Source organism: Nocardia xishanensis NBRC 101358 (genome assembly GCF_001613365.1).
In the GTDB taxonomy this organism is placed as follows: Bacteria; Actinomycetota; Actinomycetes; order Mycobacteriales; family Mycobacteriaceae; genus Nocardia; species Nocardia xishanensis.
Map to the genome: position 1 here is coordinate 20,558 of NZ_BDCF01000051.1, position 21,142 is coordinate 41,699.

At 68.6% G+C, this 21,142-nt stretch carries 18 protein-coding genes; 6 read left to right on the forward strand and 12 right to left on the reverse strand.

Annotation, left to right across the window (positions count from 1 at the left end; all coding sequences use genetic code 11):
• Window positions 1-73: 73 nt before the first annotated feature.
• Complete coding sequence (locus tag NX1_RS28785; protein ID WP_068066109.1) at window positions 74-1,855, reverse strand: DUF4407 domain-containing protein; 1,782 nt, start codon at window positions 1,853-1,855, stop codon at window positions 74-76.
• 196 nt (window positions 1,856-2,051) lie between these two features.
• Here NX1_RS28785 and aroQ point away from each other — a divergent pair, with 196 nt between their 5' ends.
• The 4 genes from aroQ to NX1_RS28805 all read left to right on the forward strand — a co-directional run bounded on the left by aroQ (window position 2,052) and on the right by NX1_RS28805 (window position 10,649).
• Window positions 2,052-2,627, forward strand: a complete 576-nt coding sequence (gene aroQ / locus NX1_RS28790) for a gamma subclass chorismate mutase AroQ (protein WP_068066114.1) — start codon at window positions 2,052-2,054, stop codon at window positions 2,625-2,627.
• A gap of 721 nt (window positions 2,628-3,348) precedes the next feature.
• Window positions 3,349-7,995 (forward strand): glutamate synthase large subunit, encoded by a 4,647-nt coding sequence (gene gltB / locus NX1_RS28795; RefSeq protein WP_068066117.1) that lies wholly within the window; start codon window positions 3,349-3,351, stop codon window positions 7,993-7,995.
• Entirely contained in the window at window positions 7,988-9,457 is a 1,470-nt protein-coding gene (locus NX1_RS28800) for a glutamate synthase subunit beta (protein WP_068066120.1), read from the forward strand. The genes gltB and NX1_RS28800 overlap by 8 nt, the downstream gene beginning before the upstream one ends.
• Before the next feature lie 295 nt (window positions 9,458-9,752).
• Window positions 9,753-10,649 carry a cutinase family protein gene (locus NX1_RS28805; protein WP_084501830.1) on the forward strand — a complete coding sequence of 299 codons (897 nt, stop codon included), beginning with the start codon at window positions 9,753-9,755 and terminating at the stop codon, window positions 10,647-10,649.
• An 85-nt stretch (window positions 10,650-10,734) separates the two neighbouring features.
• On the opposite strand, the gene NX1_RS28810 is transcribed toward NX1_RS28805, so the two are convergent.
• Window positions 10,735-11,055, reverse strand: coding sequence for a hypothetical protein (locus NX1_RS28810; RefSeq protein ID WP_157120162.1), 321 nt, complete (start codon window positions 11,053-11,055; stop codon window positions 10,735-10,737).
• Window positions 11,056-11,450: 395 nt separating this feature from the next.
• Window positions 11,451-12,062, reverse strand: coding sequence for a histidine phosphatase family protein (locus NX1_RS28815; protein ID WP_068066126.1), 612 nt, complete (start codon window positions 12,060-12,062; stop codon window positions 11,451-11,453).
• Window positions 12,063-12,235: 173 nt separating this feature from the next.
• Between NX1_RS28815 and NX1_RS28820 the strand changes: the two genes are divergently transcribed.
• Complete coding sequence (locus NX1_RS28820) at window positions 12,236-12,814, forward strand: Uma2 family endonuclease (RefSeq protein ID WP_068066211.1); 579 nt, start codon at window positions 12,236-12,238, stop codon at window positions 12,812-12,814.
• A 115-nt stretch (window positions 12,815-12,929) separates the two neighbouring features.
• Here NX1_RS28820 and NX1_RS28825 read toward each other — a convergent pair whose 3' ends face one another.
• Window positions 12,930-13,190, reverse strand: a complete 261-nt coding sequence (locus NX1_RS28825; RefSeq protein ID WP_157120164.1) for a hypothetical protein — start codon at window positions 13,188-13,190, stop codon at window positions 12,930-12,932.
• 133 nt (window positions 13,191-13,323) lie between these two features.
• The gene (lysX, locus tag NX1_RS28830; protein ID WP_084501831.1) at window positions 13,324-16,647 is read right to left on the reverse strand and encodes a bifunctional lysylphosphatidylglycerol synthetase/lysine--tRNA ligase LysX; all 3,324 of its coding nucleotides are present in this window, start codon (window positions 16,645-16,647) and stop codon (window positions 13,324-13,326) included.
• 105 nt (window positions 16,648-16,752) lie between these two features.
• Here lysX and NX1_RS28835 point away from each other — a divergent pair, with 105 nt between their 5' ends.
• Complete coding sequence (locus tag NX1_RS28835) at window positions 16,753-16,974, forward strand: RNA-binding S4 domain-containing protein (protein ID WP_068066219.1); 222 nt, start codon at window positions 16,753-16,755, stop codon at window positions 16,972-16,974.
• 10 nt (window positions 16,975-16,984) lie between these two features.
• Here the strand turns inward: NX1_RS28835 and rraA are convergent, their stop codons facing one another.
• The 7 genes from rraA to NX1_RS28870 form a co-directional block, all read right to left on the reverse strand.
• Window positions 16,985-17,470, reverse strand: a complete 486-nt coding sequence (gene rraA, locus NX1_RS28840) for a ribonuclease E activity regulator RraA (RefSeq protein WP_067786464.1) — start codon at window positions 17,468-17,470, stop codon at window positions 16,985-16,987.
• Window positions 17,471-17,612: 142 nt separating this feature from the next.
• Entirely contained in the window at window positions 17,613-17,978 is a 366-nt protein-coding gene (locus NX1_RS28845; RefSeq protein ID WP_068066132.1) for a DUF5313 family protein, read from the reverse strand.
• A 97-nt stretch (window positions 17,979-18,075) separates the two neighbouring features.
• On the reverse strand, window positions 18,076-18,456 hold the full coding sequence (locus tag NX1_RS28850; protein ID WP_068066135.1) for a DUF5313 family protein: 381 nt from the start codon (window positions 18,454-18,456) through the stop codon (window positions 18,076-18,078).
• Window positions 18,457-18,513: 57 nt separating this feature from the next.
• Window positions 18,514-18,969: an SRPBCC family protein gene (locus NX1_RS28855; RefSeq protein ID WP_068066138.1), complete on the reverse strand. Its 456-nt coding sequence runs from the start codon at window positions 18,967-18,969 to the stop codon at window positions 18,514-18,516.
• Between the two features lie 36 nt (window positions 18,970-19,005).
• Window positions 19,006-19,935 (reverse strand): CopD family protein, encoded by a 930-nt coding sequence (locus NX1_RS28860; RefSeq protein ID WP_068066141.1) that lies wholly within the window; start codon window positions 19,933-19,935, stop codon window positions 19,006-19,008.
• A gap of 7 nt (window positions 19,936-19,942) precedes the next feature.
• A complete protein-coding gene (locus NX1_RS28865) occupies window positions 19,943-20,488 on the reverse strand; it encodes a copper resistance CopC family protein (RefSeq protein WP_068066144.1) in 546 nt (181 codons plus the stop codon).
• Window positions 20,485-21,135: a YcnI family copper-binding membrane protein gene (locus NX1_RS28870; protein WP_068066147.1), complete on the reverse strand. Its 651-nt coding sequence runs from the start codon at window positions 21,133-21,135 to the stop codon at window positions 20,485-20,487. The genes NX1_RS28865 and NX1_RS28870 overlap by 4 nt, the downstream gene beginning before the upstream one ends.
• Window positions 21,136-21,142: the final 7 nt, after the last annotated feature.

The following is a 21,142-nucleotide window of genomic DNA, read 5'->3' on the forward strand; positions in this document are numbered from 1 at the left end:
GATCAGAGCTCGGCGCGATCGGGTCTCGGCACGAACGGCGCGACACCGGCAGGATCGTGCGCCGATCGCTCGATCAGCGGCCGGGAGGAAGCTCCCGCCGACCGGAGCCCGGCAGTTCTCGCTGCTCACGAGCGGTCAGCTCGCCAGGGTGAGCGACGGGCGGCAGGCCGTAGTAGGGGCCGTACCCCTGGGCGAGCGCGGAGTACCGCGGGTCGTGCCCGGCCGGGTGCGGCACGTCGACCACGGCCGAGGCGATGCGGTGCGCGTGCCAGGCCTCCGGCGAGCCGGGCGGCAGCTGGTAGCCGACCTGCGGCGCGACCGCATGTGGCTGGGCCTGGGCGTGCGAATCATGCGAGTCCACCGTCACCTTTCTGGTGCGGCGCAGCGTGAAGGTGATCTCCTCCACTTCTTCGAAGGCCTGCCGCGCGGTGCGCAGCGGGTGCGTCGCGGTGTCGATCGCGTTGGCCACGAAGGAGGGCACCAGCGGCCGTATCCAGCGCGCGGCGGTGTCGGTGAACGGCACCGTGCCGATGATCGGCAGCTCCAGCCCGCCGCCCTTGGGCTCCTCGGCGCGCGGCGCGGCAGGGGCGAGCTGGCCGGGGCTCGTGGTCGGCGCGGGCACGGCCGTCCCGACGGTCGCCGGCAGGTTCGGGGTCACGATCCCGTCCTGAGACACGGAGCTGTCCTTTCGATCGGCAGCCGGTCCGGCCGGCAGTTCGTGGTGCCTCGGCTTGTCGAGGCCGCGTGGTTCGGTGATGCCGATCTCCAGGCCGCCGATGGCCGCGATGACGCGGGTGCGCTGGCGTTCCCTGTCGATGGCGGTGTCGGCCTCCACGGCCAGCTTTGCGGCGGTGAGCTGCTGTTCGGCGCGCAGGCGCTCGGCCTCGGCGCGCACCTCGGCCTGCTTGACCGCGATAGCCGCGTCGGCCTCGCGTTCGGCGCGGTCGACCACGGCGCGGGCCGCGGCGTGCCGGTCGAACGAGGTCTCCCCGCGCCACCAGCGCAGCAGCAGCGGCAGCAGGGCGAGCAGTACGAAGGCGATCAGGCTCGCCAACCGCAGCAGCAGCGCGCCGCCCGTCGCCGCGTGATCGTTCATCGCGACCCAGCGCGCGCCGAGTCCCCGATCACCGTCCGTGAAGGCGGCGGATCGGGCTGCGGCCGTCGCGCTTTCGGCGTCGGTCACGCGCCGGTCGAGCGCGGCCGCGCGGTCGCGGGCCGCGGCGAGCCGGGCGCGGGCATCATCGAGCATCTCGTTGGCGGTCTGGGATTCCGGTCCCCGGCCCGGCACGCCGGTGATCCTGGTCTGCGGGCATTCCGGGGTGGGATTGAATTCGCACCGCGCGATCACCAGCGAGCGATCGATATCCGCCTGCGCGGCGGTGATGGTCTGATCCAGTGCGGTGCGGTCGGCGCGCGCCCGGTCCAGGTCGGCGCGGGCCTCGGCCACCGCGGGCGCGGATTCGACGGCGGCATGGGCCTTTTCGTCGAGGACACGGTTCACCGAGCCGCCGAACAGCGCCGTGCTCGCCAGTTCGCCGAGCAGCGCGCCCGCCAGGACGGCCACCGCGATCCGTCCGGCCAGACCGAGCCGGTCTGGCATGCGGCCGGGCCGCGCGGTGGCGAGCGCACGCCCGACGGTGCTGGCGAGCAGCGCGACGATCAGCGCGACCGGAACGACGGCGAACAGCGGCCAGCCGTCGGTCACGGCCAGCGCCAAGGTCGTCACGACCCCCGCCACCAGGGCGAACAGCGCGACCGCCGCGCCGGTGACGGCATAGCTGGCGCGTTCGTGGCGTTCGGTGAGTTCACCGGTCTGACCTCCGCCGAGCCAGGTGAACAAGCCGGTGACGGTCATGGGGATCTCACATCCTCTACGTCGTCCCAGTCGTTTGGCAGCTTGGCGAAACTGTCACAGATTCGTTGTCCCAGCGTGACAGGCAGAACCCCGACACACCGAGCATGGCGGGGCGGATGTGGCAAGGCTCACAGCGGAAACGGCGGTTTCACCTAATCTGACTGGGTGATTCGTTGTCGAGCGAACGGGCGGGAGCATGCGCGCAGTCGCGGTGGCACTGCTGTCTGCGGTGCTGCTGGTGTGGGCCGCCGGTAGCGATCGGCCGGTTCCCGGCGAGCCGCTGTACAGGTCACTGGACCCGCTCGTCCTCCTGATCGCCCAGCGTCTCGACACCGCCGACGCCGTCGCGGCCGCCAAGTGGGCTGACGCCGCGCGCGACGGATCGGCCCCTGTCATCGACGACCCGGCGCGCGAGGCGGAGGTCTACGACGCCATGGCGCGCATCGGCGCGGCCCGCGGCCTGCCCGAAAACTGGGTCAGGAGGGTGTTTTTCGGCCAGATCGAGGCCAGCAAGACGGTGCAGTACGGCCTGATCGCGCGGTGGCGCTTCGACCCCGTCGCCGCCCCGAGTACGCCACCGGATCTGACCGACGTGCGTCCGGCGATCGATCGGCTGAACGCGGCGATCATGGACCAGCTCGCCGAGCACCGGGCCGAACTGGCCGCGCCCGATTGCATGGAACGACTGGCGCACGGCGTGTTCTCCCTGCTCGAGAGCATGGATCCGCTGCATCGGCTGGCGTTGATCCGCGCAGTTTCCGCCCTGTGCTGAGCGGCTGCCGTCGGTCATCGCGCGCGGTGTGTGCAACGCCACTGATCTTGTTTGCTGAAAATGTGCTGAAAAGCACAAGAAACAAAAGAACCCGGACGGTCGGATACCGTCTGAGGCTTGTCACACCCCTGTCGGAAATGTCTCATCGAGGTCGCGGACGAGTTAGCCGCGGCACAGATGGTTTGCCGTCCTCCGGGCGGGGGAAATCATCTTCGATGCAGGTGAGCGCCTGTTCTCGGGGTTGTGCGGCCTCGTAGGACGGGCGGGCGCAGCCGTGTCCGCTCCGCTCGGCACCGAGTGCCGGGGGCTCGATCCAGGCCCGTTCGCTGCTTTACACTGGACGACGCGCACACGTGGAGGACCGTATGAAGAAGCCCAGCTAGACCAGGTTATTAGTGCTACCTAAGTTGGTTGGGCCCCGGACCTGACTTATCGTTTGCTCTTACGCCGAACACGAAAAGCTCGGCGACCATCGCCCGCTCGGGCTCACCAGGCAGGTGCCCAGAGTAGCGGGCGAACACCCGCGCGGAGGTTAGGAACACGTAAGCGTTCCGTTACCTACGAGCACCCACTTATCCATCGCGGGTGGACAACTGGAGACGTGACTGCACGCCGAAGACCATCAGCGCGGCTGGATTCGGAACGTACGGGCGCAGTCTTGACGGAGGCGTTCGACGAAAGGCCGTTTTTCTTCGAAGGCCACTTTCTTGAAGGCAGAGGCATGACGCAACTTCCTGGCCACAGGTCACCTGGACCCATCGGTCTTTACGACCCGGCGAACGAACACGACGCCTGCGGTGTCGCATTCGTCGTCGATATGCACGGCCGCCGCAGCCGCGACATCGTGGACAAGGCTATTACGGCCCTGTTGAACCTGGAGCACCGTGGTGCTGCGGGCGCCGAGCCGAATTCCGGCGACGGCGCGGGCATCCTGATCCAGATCCCGGACCGTTTCTTCCGCGCGATCGTGGACTTCGAGCTGCCCGCCGAAGGGTCCTACGCGTCGGGTATCGCCTTCCTGCCGCAGGCCCGTCGCGAGGCCGCGCGCGCCGCGTACGGCGTGGAGAAGATCGTCAAGGAAGAGGGCCTCGAGGTCCTCGGCTGGCGCGAGGTGCCGATCGACGAGTCGTCGCTCGGCGCGCTGTCGCGCGACGCCATGCCGACCTTCCGCCAGATCTTCATCGCCTCCCCGAAGGGCGCCGCCGAGCAGCTGTCCGGCATGGACCTGGAGCGTCGCGCCTACGTCATCCGCAAGCGCGTCGAGCACGAGCTCGGTTCGCAGGGCGCGGGCGAGGGCGCCGTCGGCAGGGAGTCGGTGTACTTCCCGAGCCTGTCCGGCCAGACCTTCGTCTACAAGGGCATGTTCACCACGCCCCAGTTGCGCGCCTTCTACCTGGACCTGCAGGACGGCCGGGTGGAGTCCGCCCTCGGCATCGTGCACTCCCGGTTCTCCACCAACACCTTCCCGTCGTGGCCCCTCGCGCACCCGTTCCGCCGGGTGGCGCACAACGGTGAGATCAACACCGTCACCGGCAACGAGAACTGGATGCGCGCCCGCGAGGCGCTGCTGAACAGCGACGTCTTCGGGACCGACTCCGCGGGCAAGAACCGCCTGGAGAAGATCTTCCCCGTCTGTACCCCGGGGGCGAGCGACACGGCCCGCTTCGACGAGGTGCTCGAACTGCTGCACCTCGGCGGCCGCAGCCTGCCCCACGCCGTGCTGATGATGATTCCCGAGGCCTGGGAACGCAACGAGAACATGGACCCGCAGCGGCGGGCGTTCTACGAGTACCACTCGATGCTGATGGAGCCGTGGGACGGCCCCGCGTCGGTGTGCTTCACCGACGGCACCGTGATCGGCGCCGTGCTCGACCGCAACGGCCTGCGGCCGAGCCGCATCTGGGTGACCGACGACGGCCTCGTCGTGATGGCCTCCGAGGTCGGCGTGCTCGACATCGACCAGTCCAAGGTCGTCAAGAAGGCCCGCCTGCAGCCGGGCCGCATGTTCCTGGTGGACACCTCCAAGGGCCGCATCGTCACCGACGACGAGGTCAAGTCCGAGCTGGCCGCCGAGCACCCGTACCAGCAGTGGCTGGACGAGGGTGTGACCCGCCTCGCCGATCTGCCGGACCGCCCGCACGTGCACATGTCGCACGACCGGGTGCTGATCCGTCAGCAGATCTTCGGATACACCAACGAAGAGCTGAACCTGCTGATCTCCCCGATGGCCAAGTCCGGCCTCGAGGCGCTCGGCTCGATGGGCACCGATACGCCGATCGCGGTGCTCTCGGCGCGTCCTCGCCTGCTGTTCGACTACTTCTCCCAGCTGTTCGCGCAGGTCACCAACCCGCCGCTGGACGCGATCCGGGAAGAGGTCGTCACCAGCCTCAAGCGCAACATCGGCCCGGAGGCCGATCTGATGCACCCCGGCCCCGAGTCGTGCAAGCAGATCGCCATCGAGCAGCCGATCCTGGACAACGACGAGCTGGCCAAGCTCGTGCACATCAACGACGACGGCTCGCGTCCTGAGCTGCGCTCGGTGGTCGTGCGCGGCCTGTACCCGGTGAAGAAGGGCGGCAAGGGCCTGCGCAAGGCGCTGCAGGCCATCAACACCCAGGTGTCGGCGGCCATCGACGGCGGCGCGCGCATCATCGTGCTCTCCGACCGCGAGTCCAACGAGAAGCTGGCGCCGATCCCCTCGCTGCTGCTCACCTCCTCGGTGCACCACCACCTGGTGCGCGAGCGCACCCGCACCAAGGTCGGCCTGATCGTGGAGGCCGGTGACGCCCGCGAGGTGCACCACATGGCCATGCTGGTCGGCTTCGGCGCGGCCGCGATCAACCCGTACATGGCCTTCGAGACCATCGAGGACATGCTGGAGCGCGGCGCGCTCGACCTCGGCACCGGCAGCCTGGAGTCCGACTTCCGCAAGGCGGTCGCGAACTTCAACAAGGCCGCGGGCAAGGGCGTGCTGAAGGTGATGTCCAAGATGGGCATCTCCACCCTCGCCTCCTACAACGGCGCGCAGCTGTTCCAGGTGATCGGCCTGTCGCAGGACCTGGTGGACGAGTACTTCACCGGCCTGCGCTCGCACTTGGACGGCATCGGCCTCGACGAGATCGCCGACGACGTGGCGGCGCGGCACCGGGTGGCGTTCCTGGAGAACCGCAACGAGCGCGCGCACCGCGACCTCGAGGTGGGCGGCGAGTACCAGTGGCGCCGCGAGGGCGAATACCACCTGTTCAACCCGGACACCGTCTTCAAGCTGCAGCACGCGACCCGCTCGGGCCAGTACTCGATCTTCAAGGAGTACACCAAGCTGGTCGACGATCAGTCCGAGCGCTTGGCCTCGCTGCGCGGCCTGTTCAAGTTCAAGACCGGTCAGCGCGCGCCGATCTCGATCGACGAGGTCGAGCCCGCCTCGGAGATCGTGAAGCGGTTCTCCACCGGCGCGATGAGCTACGGCTCCATCTCGGCCGAGGCGCACGAGACCCTCGCGATCGCGATGAACCGGCTCGGCGGCCGCTCGAACTCCGGTGAGGGCGGCGAGCACCCGGCCCGCTTCGAGGTCGAGGACAACGGCGACTGGCGTCGTTCGGCGATCAAGCAGGTGGCCTCGGGTCGCTTCGGCGTCACCGCGCACTACCTGACCAACTGCACCGACATCCAGATCAAGATGGCCCAGGGCGCCAAGCCGGGCGAGGGTGGTCAGCTGCCCGCGCACAAGGTGTACCCGTGGGTCGCCGAGGTGCGGCACTCGACGCCGGGCGTCGGCCTGATCTCGCCGCCGCCGCACCACGACATCTACTCGATCGAGGACCTGGCGCAGCTGATCCACGACCTGAAGAACGCGAACCCGCAGGCTCGGATTCACGTGAAACTTGTCGCGGAGCCCGGCGTCGGCACCGTCGCCGCCGGTGTGTCGAAGGCGCACGCCGACGTCGTGCTGATCTCCGGCCACGACGGCGGCACCGGCGCGTCCCCGCTGACCTCGCTCAAGCACGCGGGCGGTCCCTGGGAGCTCGGCCTCGCCGAGACCCAGCAGACGTTGCTGCTCAACGGCCTGCGCGACCGCATCGTGGTGCAGGTCGACGGTCAGATGAAGACGGGCCGCGACGTCCTGATCGCCGCGCTCCTCGGCGCCGAGGAGTACGGCTTCGCGACCGCTCCGCTGGTGGTATCGGGCTGCATCATGATGCGCGTCTGCCACCTGGACACCTGCCCCGTCGGTGTCGCGACGCAGAACCCGCTGCTGCGCGAACGCTTCACGGGCAAGCCGGAATTCGTCGAGAACTTCTTCCTGTTCATCGCCGAAGAGGTCCGCGAACTGCTGGCATCGCTCGGCTTCCGCACGCTGGACGAGGCCATCGGCCGGGTCGACATGCTCGACACCTCCAAGGCCAAGGAGCACTGGAAGGCCAGCAAGCTGGACCTCTCGCCGATCCTGGACGACGTCGAGACGGCGTTCATGTACCAGGACCGCCGCTGCACCAAGTCGCAGGACCACGGCCTGGACAAGGCACTCGACCAGCAGCTGATCGTCCAGAGCCGGGACGCGCTGGAGCGCGGCCAGGCGGTGAAGTTCGAGACCAAGATCACGAACGTGAACCGCACGGTCGGCACCATGCTCGGCCACGAGGTGACCAAGCTGTACGGCGGCACCGGCCTGCCCGACGACACCATCGACATCACGTTCACCGGTTCCGCGGGCAACAGCTTCGGCGCCTTCGTGCCGGCGGGCATCACGCTGCGGGTGCAGGGTGACGCGAACGACTATGTCGGCAAGGGTCTTTCGGGCGGTCACATCATCGTGCGCCCGTCGCAGAGCGCGCCGTCGGACTTCGTCGCCGACCAGAACATCATCGCGGGCAACGTGATCCTGTTCGGCGCGACCAGCGGCAAGGCGTTCATCAGCGGCGTGGTCGGCGAGCGGTTCGCCGTGCGCAACTCGGGCGCCACCGCGGTGGTCGAGGGCGTGGGCGACCACGGCCTCGAGTACATGACCGGCGGCCGGGTGGTCATCCTCGGCGAGACCGGGCGCAACTTCGGCGCCGGTATGTCCGGCGGTGTCGCGTTCGTGTACGACCCGGACGGCACGTTCGCCGCGCGGGTCAACCCGGAACAGACCGACGCGCTCGAGCAGCTCGCGGGTGACGACTTCACCTGGCTGCACGACATCGTGACCGAGCACCGTGACCAGACGGGTTCGGCTGTCGCCGATCGCATCCTGAGCGATTGGTCGCAGCAGGTGAACCACTTCGTCAAGGTCATGCCGCGCGAATACAAGAAGGTTTTGCTCGCCATCTCCGAAGCTGAGAAGAGCGGCAAGGACGTGGACGAAGCGATCATGGAGGCCGCACGTGGCTGACCCACAAGGATTTCTGAAGCACACCTCGCGGGAACTGCCCAAGCGGCGTCCGGTTCCGCTGCGCCTGATGGACTGGAAAGAGGTCTACGAGGAGAAGTTCTCCCACGACACTCTGCAGACCCAGGCCAGCCGGTGCATGGACTGCGGTATCCCGTTCTGTCACAACGGCTGTCCGCTCGGGAACCTGATTCCCGAGTGGAACGACCTCGTGTACAAGGGCCAGTGGCGGGAGGGCATCGACCGCCTGCACGCGACCAACAACTTCCCTGAGTTCACCGGTCGCCTGTGCCCGGCGCCGTGTGAGGCGTCCTGCGTCCTCGGCATCAACCAGGACCCGGTGACGATCAAGCAGGTCGAGGTCGAGCTCATCGAGAACGCCTTCGACGAGGGCTGGGTGACCCCGGTCTACCCGACCCGCATCACCGGCAAGAAGGTCGCCGTCGTCGGCTCCGGCCCGGCCGGCCTCGCCGCCGCACAGCAGCTGACCCGCGCAGGTCACACCGTGACCGTGTTCGAGCGCGCCGACCGCATCGGCGGCCTGCTGCGCTACGGCATCCCGGAATTCAAGATGGAGAAGCGCTTCATCGACCGCCGTCTCGCGCAGATGGAGGCCGAGGGCACCATCTTCAAGACCGGCGTGAACGTCGGCGTCGACATCACCGCCGATGAGCTGCGCGAGCAGTTCGACGCGGTCGTGCTGGCGGGCGGCGCCACCCTGGCCCGCGACCTGCCGATCCCCGGCCGGGAGCTGGACGGCATCCACCAGGCGATGGAGTTCCTGCCCTGGGCCAACCGGGTGCAACTGGGCGACGACGTCACCGACGCCGAAGGCCTGCCGCCGATCCACGCCAAGGGCAAGAAGGTCGTCATCATCGGTGGCGGCGACACCGGCGCCGACTGCCTCGGCACCTCGCACCGCCAGGGCGCCGAGTCGGTGCACCAGTTCGAGATCATGCCGCGTCCGCCGGAGGAGCGCGCCGCCTCCACCCCGTGGCCGACCTACCCGCTGATGTACCGGGTTTCCTCGGCGCACGAGGAGGGCGGCGAGCGGGTGTTCTCCGTGAACACCGAGCGTTTCGTCGGCGCGGACGGCAAGGTCACCGGCCTGGAGGCGCACGAGGTCAAGATGGTCAACGGCCGCTTCGAGAAGGTCGACGGCACCGACTTCACCCTCGAGGCCGATCTGGTGCTGCTGGCCATGGGCTTCGTCGGACCCGAGAAGCCGGGCCTGCTCAGCGATCTCGGTGTCGGCTACGACCAGCGTGGCAACGTCCAGCGCGACAAGAACTGGGCCACAAACATTCCCGGCGTCTTCGTCGCCGGTGACATGGGCCGCGGCCAGTCGCTGATCGTCTGGGCCATCGCCGAAGGCCGCGCCGCGGCCTCCGCGGTCGACCAGTTCCTCGAGGGCGAGACGGCGCTGCCCGCGCCGGTCACCCCGACGATGGTCGCCCAGCGCTGATCTTCGCCTGAAGCAAACGTAAGGCGCCCGTGGACAACTCGTCCACGGGCGCTTTCCTGTATTCGCTGTCGGAAATCGGACACATGGCGAGCCTGAATGGCGAATGGGGCGCGCGAGCCCTATTGTGATCAACGGCGTGCGGCCGACCTGCGGGCTCGTGCACGTCGTACAGGCGTTAACGCGGTGGGTGACTCGGGTCGACTTCGCATTGGGACGACATCCATCGCGTTCAGCATGTGAGCGGCAACTCGACGGGGAGCGCCCCATCACCGGGGCCAGGTTGAACTGGAGCAGTATGCAGTTGAAGAAGCTTGTCGCGGCCATGGGCGCGTCCGCGGCGATCGCGTCCGGCTTGGTGTTCGGCAGTGGAACCGCGGCCGCGGACAACTGCCCCAGCCTCTATGTGGTGGCCATTCCCGGCACCTGGGAGACCGGTCACGACAAGACGCCGCAGCCCGGCATGCTGGCGGGCGTCACTCGCGGCCTGCCCCGCTCGGTCGACGTCGACTACGTGACCTACGCGGCGACCGCCTTCCCTTGGGAGGGTGAGGTTTACGGCAACTCGAAGAAAGAGGCGGTCAGCGCGGCGCGCGGGCTGATCGGCGAGGTGGCCCAGCGTTGCGGCGCGACGAAGATCGCGCTGGTCGGCTACAGCCAGGGCGCGGACGCCGCCGGTGATCTCGCGGCCGAGATCGGCACCGGCCTCGGCGTTGTCTCGCCCGATCGCGTCGCGGGCGTCGGCCTGATCTCCGACCCGCGCCGCTCGCCGACCGACGTCCAGGTCGGTCCGGTGGCGCCCGGCGCGGGCGCCGGTGGGGCCCGGGTCGGCGGCTTCGGCTGGGTGAGCGACCGCACTCGCACCATCTGCGCGGTCGACGACCTGTACTGCGCGACCGCGACCGACGACTTCGTCACCCGTTTCGCCGGCTTCCTCGCCCAGAGCTCGGACGCCAACCCGGCCAACATCTGGCGCTACCAGCTCGAGGCGGGCGCGATCATCAACGACCTGATGGCGTTCGGCGGCGTGCCCACCCTCCAGTCGCAGCTCACCGACACGGCGAACCAGCAGCGCGCCAAGGACCTGGAGCGTTTCTACCGTTCGCAGGCGCACACCGTGTACGGCAGCTACTCGGTCGGCGGCGGGCAGACCGCGATCTCCTGGATGCACAACTGGCTCGCGGGCATGGCCTGATCGGTCCACGGACACAGCGAAGGCCACCTTCCCCCGTGCGGAGGGTGGCCTTCGTCGTTGCTGATCAGCCCACACTGCCGCCGCCCTACTTGGTCGGCGGGATTCCCTCCCGGTGAACGCGGGGCCCGGCGCCGGGCGTGGTGTAGTAGTCCGCCTCGTGGGAATTCGGCCTGTCGTGGTCCGGCCTGTTGCCCGGTCGCCCGGGGTACCCACCCGAATGCGGGCGGCTGACATCGGTGCCTTCCAGCGCCAGACCCTCCGTCCCCTGCTGAACCTGAGCGGTGTCGGCCGCGGGCGCTTCCGCACTGGCCGTCGCCGCCACCGCGGACAAAGGAACGGTCACCATCGCGCCCGCCACGGCGGCTCGGATGGCTCCTCGGCGCGCATTCTTCGTCTTGGAAAACATTCGCAACTCCCTTCTCTCAGAGCGTGAGTCGCGGGTGACTCACGAACTCCCATCGAAGGGCTTGGCGCTGTGACCGGGGTGCGACGATTCTGGTAGTCGGCTGTGAGGGGCGGGCTTCGCTGTGAATCCGCGGCCGACGTTAACGGCGGCGCGTCTGCCTGCGATTCCACGGCCGCTGTTGCGAGGCAACAGGTTTTGCTCGATCCGCGGCCGACGTTAACAGCGGCGGGCTTTCCGCGATCCCGGCGGTCGATGTCGCGAGGCAACAGGCCCCACTCGATCCGCGGCCGACGTTAATGTCGGCGGGCTCTTCCGCGATCCCGGCGGTCGATGTTGTGGGCGGTAGGTCCCACTGAATCCGCGGCCGAGGTCGACTTGGGCGGCCCCGCCCGCGATCAGCGGCCGATGTTACGGGGCAACAGGTCCCACACGTGGCCGTTCTCGTTGACGGTCGCGGCGGAGCGGCGGCCGGTGCGGGAGAACAGGATTCGGGTCACCGAGCAGTAGTCGATCGGGAAGGTCAGCGGCCGCGGCAGGCCGAGTACTTCCTGCAACAGCACGTTGATCACGCCGCCGTGCGCGAAGGCGACCACGGTATCGGCCGGATCGGTGCTCGCGGCGATCTCCGTCACGGCATCGCGCACCCGGTGCACGAACGCGGGACCGTCGATCTGCTCCGGCAGATATCCGGCCTTGATCCGTTCGTAGGCGTCGCGGAACTCCAGCTTGGCGTCCTCGATCGGAATGTAGGCGGGCAGGTCGCGATCGTATTCGGCCAGGTCGTCCACGATCTCCACCGGCAGGCCCAGCTTGGCGGCCGTCGGCGCCGCGGTCTCCCGCGCCCGCCGTTGCGGACTGCTCAACACCCGCGCGATCCGATGGTGGCTCAATGCGCCGGGCACGCGCTCCGCCTGCTCACGCCCCACCTCCGACAGCTCGGGATCGGCGGGACCGGACGCGCTCAACACCCGAAGCGGCTGCGCATGGCGAACGAGAATCAACTGCACCCACCCACTGTGCCGCATGCTCCCGCGGCCGTCCGGCCCAGGTGGCGTTGTCAGGCGGGAGAAGCTCTGGGGCCCGGGCTTCGACTCGGGTTTTCGCTATGCATCTCTGTTGTTCACTTCAGGCAGTGCTTTTCGGATACATCGCGTCGAAGTGCGGTGACATACTCGTCGCCGTGACCGCCGAACCGTTTCCGCAGTGGTTGCGTCCGCCGCCCGGCGGGTTCGTCGCCGAGGACCTGGACCGCCTGCCCGATCTGCCACCACACACCGAGTTGATCGACGGGAGCTTCGTCTTCGCGTCCCCGCGGGTGAAGTTCCACGTGCAGGTCATCTCATTGCTCGAATCGGCCCTGGGTCGCCTGGCGCCCGCGGGCATGAGGGTTCGTCGCGAGATGACCGTCACGCTCGGCCGGGACCAGCGGCCCGAGCCGGATGTGCTGGTGGTGCGTGCGCACACCGATGGCGGTCTGGAAAGGACCACCTATTGGCCCGATGAAGTCGTGCTGGCCGTTGAGGTCGTGTCGATCGAATCCCGGACTCGGGATCGCGAGCGGAAACCTCAGCTGTACGCCAAGGCCGGTATCGCATACTTCTGGCGAGTGGAGAACGGCGACGGGCACCCGGTCGTTTACGTGTACGAACTCGACCCCGCGACAAAGACTTACGCGCTCACCGGCATCCACCACGACCGCCTGCGCCTGAGCGTCCCGTTTCATATCGACATCGACCTGACCGGGATCGGCCGGAGGTAGTCCGGCCGAACCGACTCGGCCGCCGACCTCCACGCGGACCGAGCCGATTCCGCGCCGCACACGAAAGCCTAGAATGCCTACGCGGCCCGGGCTTTCCGCGCGAACAGCGACCCGATCAGTGCTGGCCGTAGGGCGGCTGGCCCGGCTGGCCGTAGGGCGGCTGGCCGTTCGGAGGCTGCTGGTTGCCCTGCTTGCGCTTGTTGAGCAGCAGGTAGATGCCAACGCCGATGGCGACGACCACGAGAAGGCAGCAGATGCCGCCGAAGAGCAGACCGCTGTTGCTCTTCTTCTTTTTCTTCGCCGCGTACTCCATGGCCGTTGTCCAGGTGTCCGGGCTCGCCCACACGGACGGATCCAGCAGGCCGGCATTGGTCAACAGGTCAACGTACATATGTCCCATCCCGATCGTCGAAGGTATCGGCCTCCTCCCGGAGCCGAGTCTCAAAGGTTATCGGCAGCTGTCGATCACCGTTAATCCTTCGACGGTGCAGTCCCTCATAGTGAGATCCTCAGCGGGGCTTCACCAATGGGAACGGCAGCGTTTCGCGGATGCTGCGGCCCGTGATCAGCATGACGATCCGGTCGACGCCCATGCCGAGACCGCCGGTGGGCGGCATGGCGTGTTCGAGCGCCTGCAGGAAGTCTTCATCCAGCTCCATCGCCTCCGGATCACCGCCCGCCGCGAGCATGGACTGCTCGGTGAGCCTGCGCCGCTGCTCGACCGGATCGGTGAGTTCGCTGTAGGCCGTGCCGAGTTCGACGCCCCATGCCACCAGATCCCAGCGCTCGGTGACACCGGCGATGCTGCGGTGCGCGCGGGTCAGCGGCGACACCGAAGTCGGGAAGTCGATATAGAAGGTGGGTTCCCTGGTCTGCGATTCCACCAGGTGCTCATACATTTCCAGCACCACCTGGCCCGCGTCCCAGCCGTGCTGGTATGGGATGTCGGCACCGTCGCACAGCTTGCGCAGCTCCGCCACGGAGGTCTGCGGTGTGATGGTCGATCCGATGGCCTCCGACACCGCGCCGTGCACCGTCTTCACCGGCCACTCGCCGGAGATGTCGACGGCCTCGAACGAACCGTCGTCGGTCGGCCGCAGAGCGACCTCGGCGCCGTTGGCGGCCATCGCGGCGTTCTGGATCAGGTGGCGGCAGGTGTGCATCATGCGCTCGTAATCGCTGTGCGCCTCGTACGCCTCGAGAATGGTGAATTCCGGGTTGTGGCTGAAATCGACACCCTCGTTGCGGAAGGTGCGGCCCAGCTCGAAGACCTTCTCCATGCCGCCGACGCATAGTCGTTTCAGGTAGAGCTCGGGGGCGATGCGCAGGTAGAGGTCGAGATCGTAGGCGTTGATGTGGGTGATGAACGGGGTCGCGTTGGCGCCGCCGTGGACCCGCTGCAGGATCGGCGTCTCGACCTCGAGGTAGCCCCAGGAATTGAGCGAGTCGCGCAGCGAACGCACCACCGCGCTGCGCTTGGCGATTACCTCGCGGGTCTCCTGGTTGATCGACATGTCGACGTAGCGCTGTCGCACCTTGGCCTCGGGATCGGCGAGGCCCTTCCACTTGTCCGGCAGCGGGTGCAGGCATTTGCCGATCATCCGCCAGTCGGACGCCAGCAGGGAGAGTTCGCCGCGCCGACTCAGCCCGATCTGGCCGCTCACCTCGATCAGATCGCCGAGGTCGAAATACTCGCCGAACTCGGCGCTGCGCTCGACGCCGACCCGATCGCGGTCGATGACCAGCTGGATGTCGCCGGACCAGTCGCGCAGCACCGCGAAGATCACCCCGCCGTAGTCGCGGATGCGGAGCAGCCTGCCGCACACCCTGACCGTGGTGCCGCGCGGCGAGCGCCGGGCCGCGGCCACCGTGTGCGTCGGGGGATAGGCGACCGGATACGGGTCGATGCCCGCCGCCGTCATCCGGTCCAGCTTGTCCATCCGCACCCGGACCTGCTCGGGGCGGCGCGTGAGGTGTTCGGCGACACCGACCTCCGGAACGTCTGGCGCGCTGCCGTCGGCGTTCAGGCCGGTGATGGTGTCGGGGACCGCGCTGTGCAGACCGGTGTGCACGGTGGTCTCGGGTTCCTTGCCGAAGCGCGGCAGGAAGCCTTCGGCCAAGCCGCTGGCCACCGCGACCCGCGGCAACTGCCTGCGCTCCTCGAACAGGAAGAAGCGCGGCACCCAGTGCGGCTGGTATTTCACGTTCGACCGGTACAGCGCCTCCAGCTGCCACCATCGCGAGAAGAACATCAGCACGCCGCGCCAGAGCCGAAGGACAGGGCCGGCTCCGATCCGCGCGCCCTCTTCGAACACCGAGCGGAACACCGCGAAGTTCAGCGACACCTTGGTGACGCCGTACTGTTCGGAGTTCAGCGCCAGCTGCGAGATCATCAGCTCCATCACGCCGTTGGGGCTCTGCGGATCGCGGCGCATCAACTCCAGTGACGCGCCGGTGCGGCCCCACGGCACCAGCGACAGCATGCCGAGCACCCGGTCCTGTGGATTCACCGCCTCGACCAGCAGGCAGTCGCCGTCGAGCGGATCGCCGAGCCTGCCGAGCGCCATCGAGAAGCCGCGCTCGGTCTCGGTGTCGCGCCAGGCGTCGGCCCTGGCGATGATCTGCGGGAACTCCTCGGCGGGGATGTCACCGTGCCTGCGGATGCGCACCGTGATGCCGTGCTTGCGCAGCCGGTTCACGGCTTGGCGGACCTGCTTGAGCTCCGGGCCCGCCAGCGAGAAGCTTCTGGTGTCGAGTATGGCCTCGTCGCCGAGGCGCAGCGCGGAAAGCCCGGCCCTGCGGTAGGCGGTCGCTCCGATTTCGCTTGCCCCCATGACAGCGGGCGTCCAGCCGAATCGGTCGGCCAGCCACAGCCAGGCGTCGATCGCCTGCGGCCACGCTTCGCGGATGCCGATCGGATCGCCGCTGGCCAGGCAGACGCCCAGCTCGACACGATAGGTGACGGCCGCCTTTCCGCTCGGCGCGAAGACCACCGCCTTGTCGCGGCGGGTGGCGAAGTAGCCGAGCGAATCGTCCACATCGGAGGTTTCGAGCAGGCCGCGGATCGCCGACTCGTCCAGGCCGGTCATGGCGTTCTGCGCGCGCTGCGAGCGCAGCAGCGTGATCGCCGCGGCCAGCAGCGCGATCGCGCCGAACAGGCCGAGCAGGAAGTTGACGAACGGGCGCGGGTGGCCATCGAAATGCTCGTTGTCCACCAGGATCGCCGCGGTCACCCGGTAGACCGCCCACGCGGGCCGCTGCACACCGACGGGCAGCGTGCCGGGGAACAGCTCGACCAAGGCCCAGCCGAGCAGACAGCCTGCCGCCAGCCCGCCGACCAGGACGCCGAGCGCTTTCCATGCCGCGCCGCGCCGCACCTTTGTGTAGAACTCCCGCCACGAGGCGACCAGCACGCCGATCACGCCGAGTTGCACGATCAACGCGACGAGCGCGTCGATATTGCCTTCGGTCACGAATGCCACGGCGTTGGTCAGCGCGAACAGCGCGAGATAACCGACGAGCAGCCACCAGGCGATCCGTTTGCGGCTGGCGATCGCGCCGGCGAGGAGGCCGACGATCAGCGCCCACATCAGGTTGGTGTCGGGCGCGTCGAAGTAGTAGTCGTCGAGGTAGCGGCGGGGCACCTCGGTCAGGAATCGCAGAGCTGGCGACAGGCTCCACAGGAAGCAGGACACGGCGAAGACGCCGAGCACGGTGCCCGCGATGTGCGGGACCTGCGCGAACCGGCCGTGCCCGCGGTGCGGAACCGGGGGAGTCGGCTTTTCCGCTAGGCGTTCGATCTCGGTGCGCTCACCGGCTTGCGTGGTAGTCACCAATCCAGTGTGGACGCTGCCGGGATTGTTTGCCGAGCCTTCGCGCGGCGTGTTCGCTGGCAGGCGGTTTGCCGATCCGGGGTTCCTGGCGCGAGGATGTACGCCATGTCGGATCCAGTCGATGTGCCGATTGATGACGACGTCATTCGGCTCGGCCAGTTCTTGAAACTGGCGAATCTGATCGATTCCGGTTCGGAGGCCAAGACGGTGATCGCCGCGGGCCTGGTCCGGGTGAACGACGAGGTCGAACTACGGCGCGGACGGCAGTTGCACGTCGGCGACGTCGTCGCCCTCGCCGGTCACAAGGCGCGGGTCGCCCCGGACTAGCCGGGGCGGTTCAGGATTCGGCGCGCACCACGATGCCGTCGTGGTCGCTGTAGAGCATCTCGCCCGGCACGAAGGTGACGCCGCCGAACTCGACCGTGACGTCGCGTTCACCGCTGCCGGTCTGGGTGCTCTTGCGCGGGTTGGTGCCCAGCGCCTTGATGCCGATGTCGAGGGTGCGCAGGATCGCCGAATCGCGCACGGCGCCGTTGACGATCACGCCTGCCCAGCCGTTGTCGACGCCGCGGCCCGCGATGATGTCGCCGACCAGCGCGGTGTGCACGCTCGCGCCGCCGTCGACCACCAGCACCGCGCCATTGCCCGGTTCGCTCAGCGTCTGCTTGACCAGCAGGTTGTCCTGGAAGCAGCGGATGGTGGTGATGCGCCCGGAGAACACCTCGCGGCCGCCGAATTGAATGAACTGCGTGTCGCAGCTGCGGATCTCGGGGCCGATCTCGTCGGCCAGATCGGCGGTGGCAATGTTCACTGATTCGGTCACGAATGTCAGCTTAGGGTGCGGGGCCGAGCGGTGGCGTCGGCCGGTTGCTCGATGTGAGCTCGGTCGCTGTCATGGCCGCGGCCGCCTCCGGCGGTGGCCGCTCGCCCTCGCGGTCACCGGTGTTCGGCGGTGATGTCCGGCGTCAATGGTGCCGGTAGCGCAGTTCGTACTTCTCGCGGTCGATGTCGGAGATTCGGCCGTGGTCCAACAGGTCAGGGCTCAGTCCGTGCTGGATCAAGCGGAAGCGGCGCCACACGTAGGTCAGCGCCACCGTGAAGACGATCAGCGGCACGATCATCATTACGATCATGCCGATCTTGAGCGGCATCGGTCCGGGGAACAGCAGCACCAGCGCGAAGAACGGGATGATCGGCACGACGAATCGGACGAGGTAACGCTCCGAGGCCCCGTGTCCGACGAGGTCGTGGACGACCCACTCGTGAAACTCCTCCGGGAGCTCGCGGCCCAGATCGTAGGTGATCCGCTGCCCGAATGTGGGTTTTTTCATGTCTACAGGCTATGCCCGTGATATAAGTCACCGCCAGCCTCGTATTCGCGATCGACGGCGTTCCCACGATGCGTTTTTCCGGCCGCTGAACGGGGCGTCAGGCGCGGCCGTGCTTGCGCTCGTAGGCCAGCCGGTCCGCGGCGGCCCGCTCCCTGGCGTCGGCGTCGGCCAGCGCTGGGTCGAGCCCGTGTTTGATCAGGCGGTGCCGCCGGAAGACGTACATCAGCGCCACGGTGAAATAGATCAGCGGCAGGTAGAGCAGCGCCATCATCGCCAAGCCCATCCACAGCGGGCCTGGCACCAGAAGGAAAAGGCTCAGCACCGGGATGATCGGTACCAGGATGCGCAGCAGGTAGCGGCGGGTGGCCCCGGGGCCGGTCAGGTCGGCGACCACCCACTCCGACATCGTCGGGGGCAACGTCCGGCCCCAGATGTAGCCCATCCGCTGGGCGAAGGTCGGGGTGGTGCGCTCGCTCATGCTTTCAGCATCTCATCGTCCGCGCGGTGCCTCGCCCCTCGCCCGGCTCCGGAGCCATCAGGCGCGGCTCGCGTGGTACGCGGCGATCTCCTTCACGAGATTGTCCGTCGTGTGCTTGACCGCGATCTTCACGAACGGCTCGATGGTCTTGCCGAGCGCCCTGCCGGCCAGCCCGCCGGGCACCCGGAAGTCGATGATGGCGTCGACGGTGCACAGGTCGTCGCTCCTGGGGTGGAACAGGAAGGTCGACACGATCTCGAAGCCCTTGATCGACTTGATGCCGATGGCGTAGTTCTCCTCCCAGCGGACCACCTCGACCCGCGAGTGCAGCGAGGCCGGGCCGAGCTTCATGTGCCCGTCGAAGACGGCGCCGACGCCCTCGGTCTGCTCGCCGACCGGTGTGAAGGACTGAATGCCGTGCAGAAAACTGGGCAGGTTCCGGTAATCGTTGACGTACTGGAACGCTGATTCGGCCGACCCCGCACAGTCTTCGACGATCTTCACTTCGGTCATGCGGGCAACTGTAACGGGTTTCGTCGCGCCGTCGGATCACGCGGTGACGGCCAGGGTCGCCGCCAAACCGAAGGCCACGGCCATGATGGTGACCTCGAGCACCGCGCGGCGCAGCGAGCCCGACGCGTCCATGCGATGGTCGGCGGCCAGGCGGACCCAGCCGCGCCGCCACCACCAGCCGAGCGCGAGCAGCACCGTCAGCACCGTGGTCTTGGCCAGCAGGATGCGGCCGTACCCGGTGTCGAGCAGCGGGCCGAGGCCGCCGAGGCGGACGAGTCCGTTCACCACGCCCGTCGCCGCGACCACGCCGATCAGCGGCAGCGCCACCGACGAATAACGCGGCAGCGTCGCGGCCCATTCGCCGCGTGTGCGGACCACCAACGCCAGCGCGACCAGCAGTCCGAACCAGGCTCCCGCCGCGAGCGCGTGCATCGCGGCGAGAACCGAGCCGAACGCCTGCTGCGACATGTGCCCGGTGATCGGGCGCAGCGCGACGGCGACCGCCGCGAACACCAGCACCAGGTCGGTCGAGGCCGTGCCGGCGCCGCGGAAGGCCAGCGTCGAATAGCCGGCCACCGCGGCGGTCGCGGTCAGGATGGCGATGCCGACCTGACCGCCGCTGATCTCGGTGAGAAAGGTGCCGAACTGCCCGGCCGCCAGTCGCCGCGCGGGAACGCCGACCACCTCGGCCGCCTCGAAGACGAGCACGGCGAACTCGATCACGCACCAAGCCCCGGCCAGTGCGGCGAGCATGCGCCACGGCGGCGCGAGCCGCTCGTGCAGACGGGGAAGCGCGGCGAGTCCGAGCACCGTCGCGCCCAGCCCGTCCGCGAGGACACGCACGGCGGCTTCGGCCGGCGCCGATCCCGTGGTGAGCAGCCAAGCCAACCCGACACCCAGCAGCCCGGCCGGGACGATCAGCAGCAGCGCTCCCGTCTCGCGGACGCCGGTCGCCCCGCTGCTCACCGCGTGCTCATCGGCGCTGACCGCCGCGGAAACCGATCAGCGCGATGGCGAGACCACCGCCGAACAGCACGACCGCGCCGAGCACGAAGATCCACACCGGGATTCCATCGGAGCCGCCGTCCTCGGTGGCCCTGCCCTTCGCGTCCGCACGCGGGCCGGGCGTGCCCTTGCCCGGCTGACTGAGCGTGAACGTCCGCTTGCCGCTGACCGGATGACCGTCGGCGGAGGTCACGCGGTAGGCGATGACGTAGTCGCCCGCCGGGCCGAGCTCGCCCACCTCGATGCTCACCGTCTTGCCGTCGACGACCGGCTCGCCCTTGGACCAGAGGTTGCCGTCCGGGCCGGTGAGGGTGAGCGACGGGAAGTTCGGCTGCAACTCCTCGTTGAAGGTGACGCTGATCCGGCCGGGGCTGGTTTCCACCGTCGAGCCGTCCTCCGGCACGCTGCCGACGGCGGCGGAATGTGCCGCGGCGACGCCCGCGGTCGCCAGTCCCACGCCGAAGAGCAGCAGTACGGCGACCAGCGCGGCGCCGAGACGTCGGGTGGTCTTCATGAGCGCCTCCTGAGCAAGCTGCCGAGTCCGAGCGCGGCGCCGAGCGCGCCGAGCGCCAAGCCGATGCCGCCGAGCCAGCGCGCCGTGTTGTCGGCGGTGTCGGCCTGCGCGGCGGCGCCGTTGTCGACGCGGTGGCCGTCGGCGGGATCGCCCGAGCCTGCCGCGAGGGTCAGCGTGGGCGCCGGATGCTCCGGTTCGGCGCCGTCGGGGCCGACTGGCTGATTCCAGTCGACCACCTTGCCGTCGCTGTAGGTCTGCTTGGCCGGGAAGCTCACCGTCTCCGCGGCGGGCAGCGGGCCGAGCGATACGACGAAACGCTGGAACTGGCCGGGGCCGACGCCGGGCGCGCCAGGGTCGGCGGTCCAGGTCACCGCGACGGCCTCGGATTTGTCGTTGCGCTCGACGCGGGCCGTCCAGCCCGCCATGGGTTCGGTGCGCGCGCTGCGCACGTTGGGCAGCGTGACGGTGAGCGCGGTCGTCGAGGCGGTGTCCGATTCGGTCGGCACACGGAAGGTGACGACGGAGTACTTGCCTTGCTGGGCGCCCGGCGCGTCGGCAGTCACGTGCGCGGCGGCGACACCGCCGGAGAGCAGCACGAAGCCGACGGTCGCGACCGAGCCGCAGGCATGGGAAAGCGAACTTCGCATGAGAGGC

Excerpts from the sequence above, each read along its gene's own strand:
- gltB (WP_068066117.1), top strand. The coding sequence starts at position 3,349 with ATGACGCAACTTCCTGGCCACAGGTCACCTGGACCCATCGGTCTTTAC.
- NX1_RS28810 (WP_157120162.1), bottom strand. The coding sequence starts at position 11,055 with ATGTTTTCCAAGACGAAGAATGCGCGCCGAGGAGCCATCCGAGCCGCC.
- aroQ (WP_068066114.1), top strand. The coding sequence starts at position 2,052 with ATGCGCGCAGTCGCGGTGGCACTGCTGTCTGCGGTGCTGCTGGTGTGG.
- NX1_RS28845 (WP_068066132.1), bottom strand. The coding sequence starts at position 17,978 with ATGAAAAAACCCACATTCGGGCAGCGGATCACCTACGATCTGGGCCGC.
- NX1_RS28850 (WP_068066135.1), bottom strand. The coding sequence starts at position 18,456 with ATGAGCGAGCGCACCACCCCGACCTTCGCCCAGCGGATGGGCTACATC.
- NX1_RS28835 (WP_068066219.1), top strand. The coding sequence starts at position 16,753 with ATGTCGGATCCAGTCGATGTGCCGATTGATGACGACGTCATTCGGCTC.
- NX1_RS28805 (WP_084501830.1), top strand. The coding sequence starts at position 9,753 with ATGCAGTTGAAGAAGCTTGTCGCGGCCATGGGCGCGTCCGCGGCGATC.
- NX1_RS28870 (WP_068066147.1), bottom strand. The coding sequence starts at position 21,135 with ATGCGAAGTTCGCTTTCCCATGCCTGCGGCTCGGTCGCGACCGTCGGC.
- NX1_RS28785 (WP_068066109.1), bottom strand. The coding sequence starts at position 1,855 with ATGACCGTCACCGGCTTGTTCACCTGGCTCGGCGGAGGTCAGACCGGT.
- NX1_RS28855 (WP_068066138.1), bottom strand. The coding sequence starts at position 18,969 with ATGACCGAAGTGAAGATCGTCGAAGACTGTGCGGGGTCGGCCGAATCA.
- NX1_RS28865 (WP_068066144.1), bottom strand. The coding sequence starts at position 20,488 with ATGAAGACCACCCGACGTCTCGGCGCCGCGCTGGTCGCCGTACTGCTG.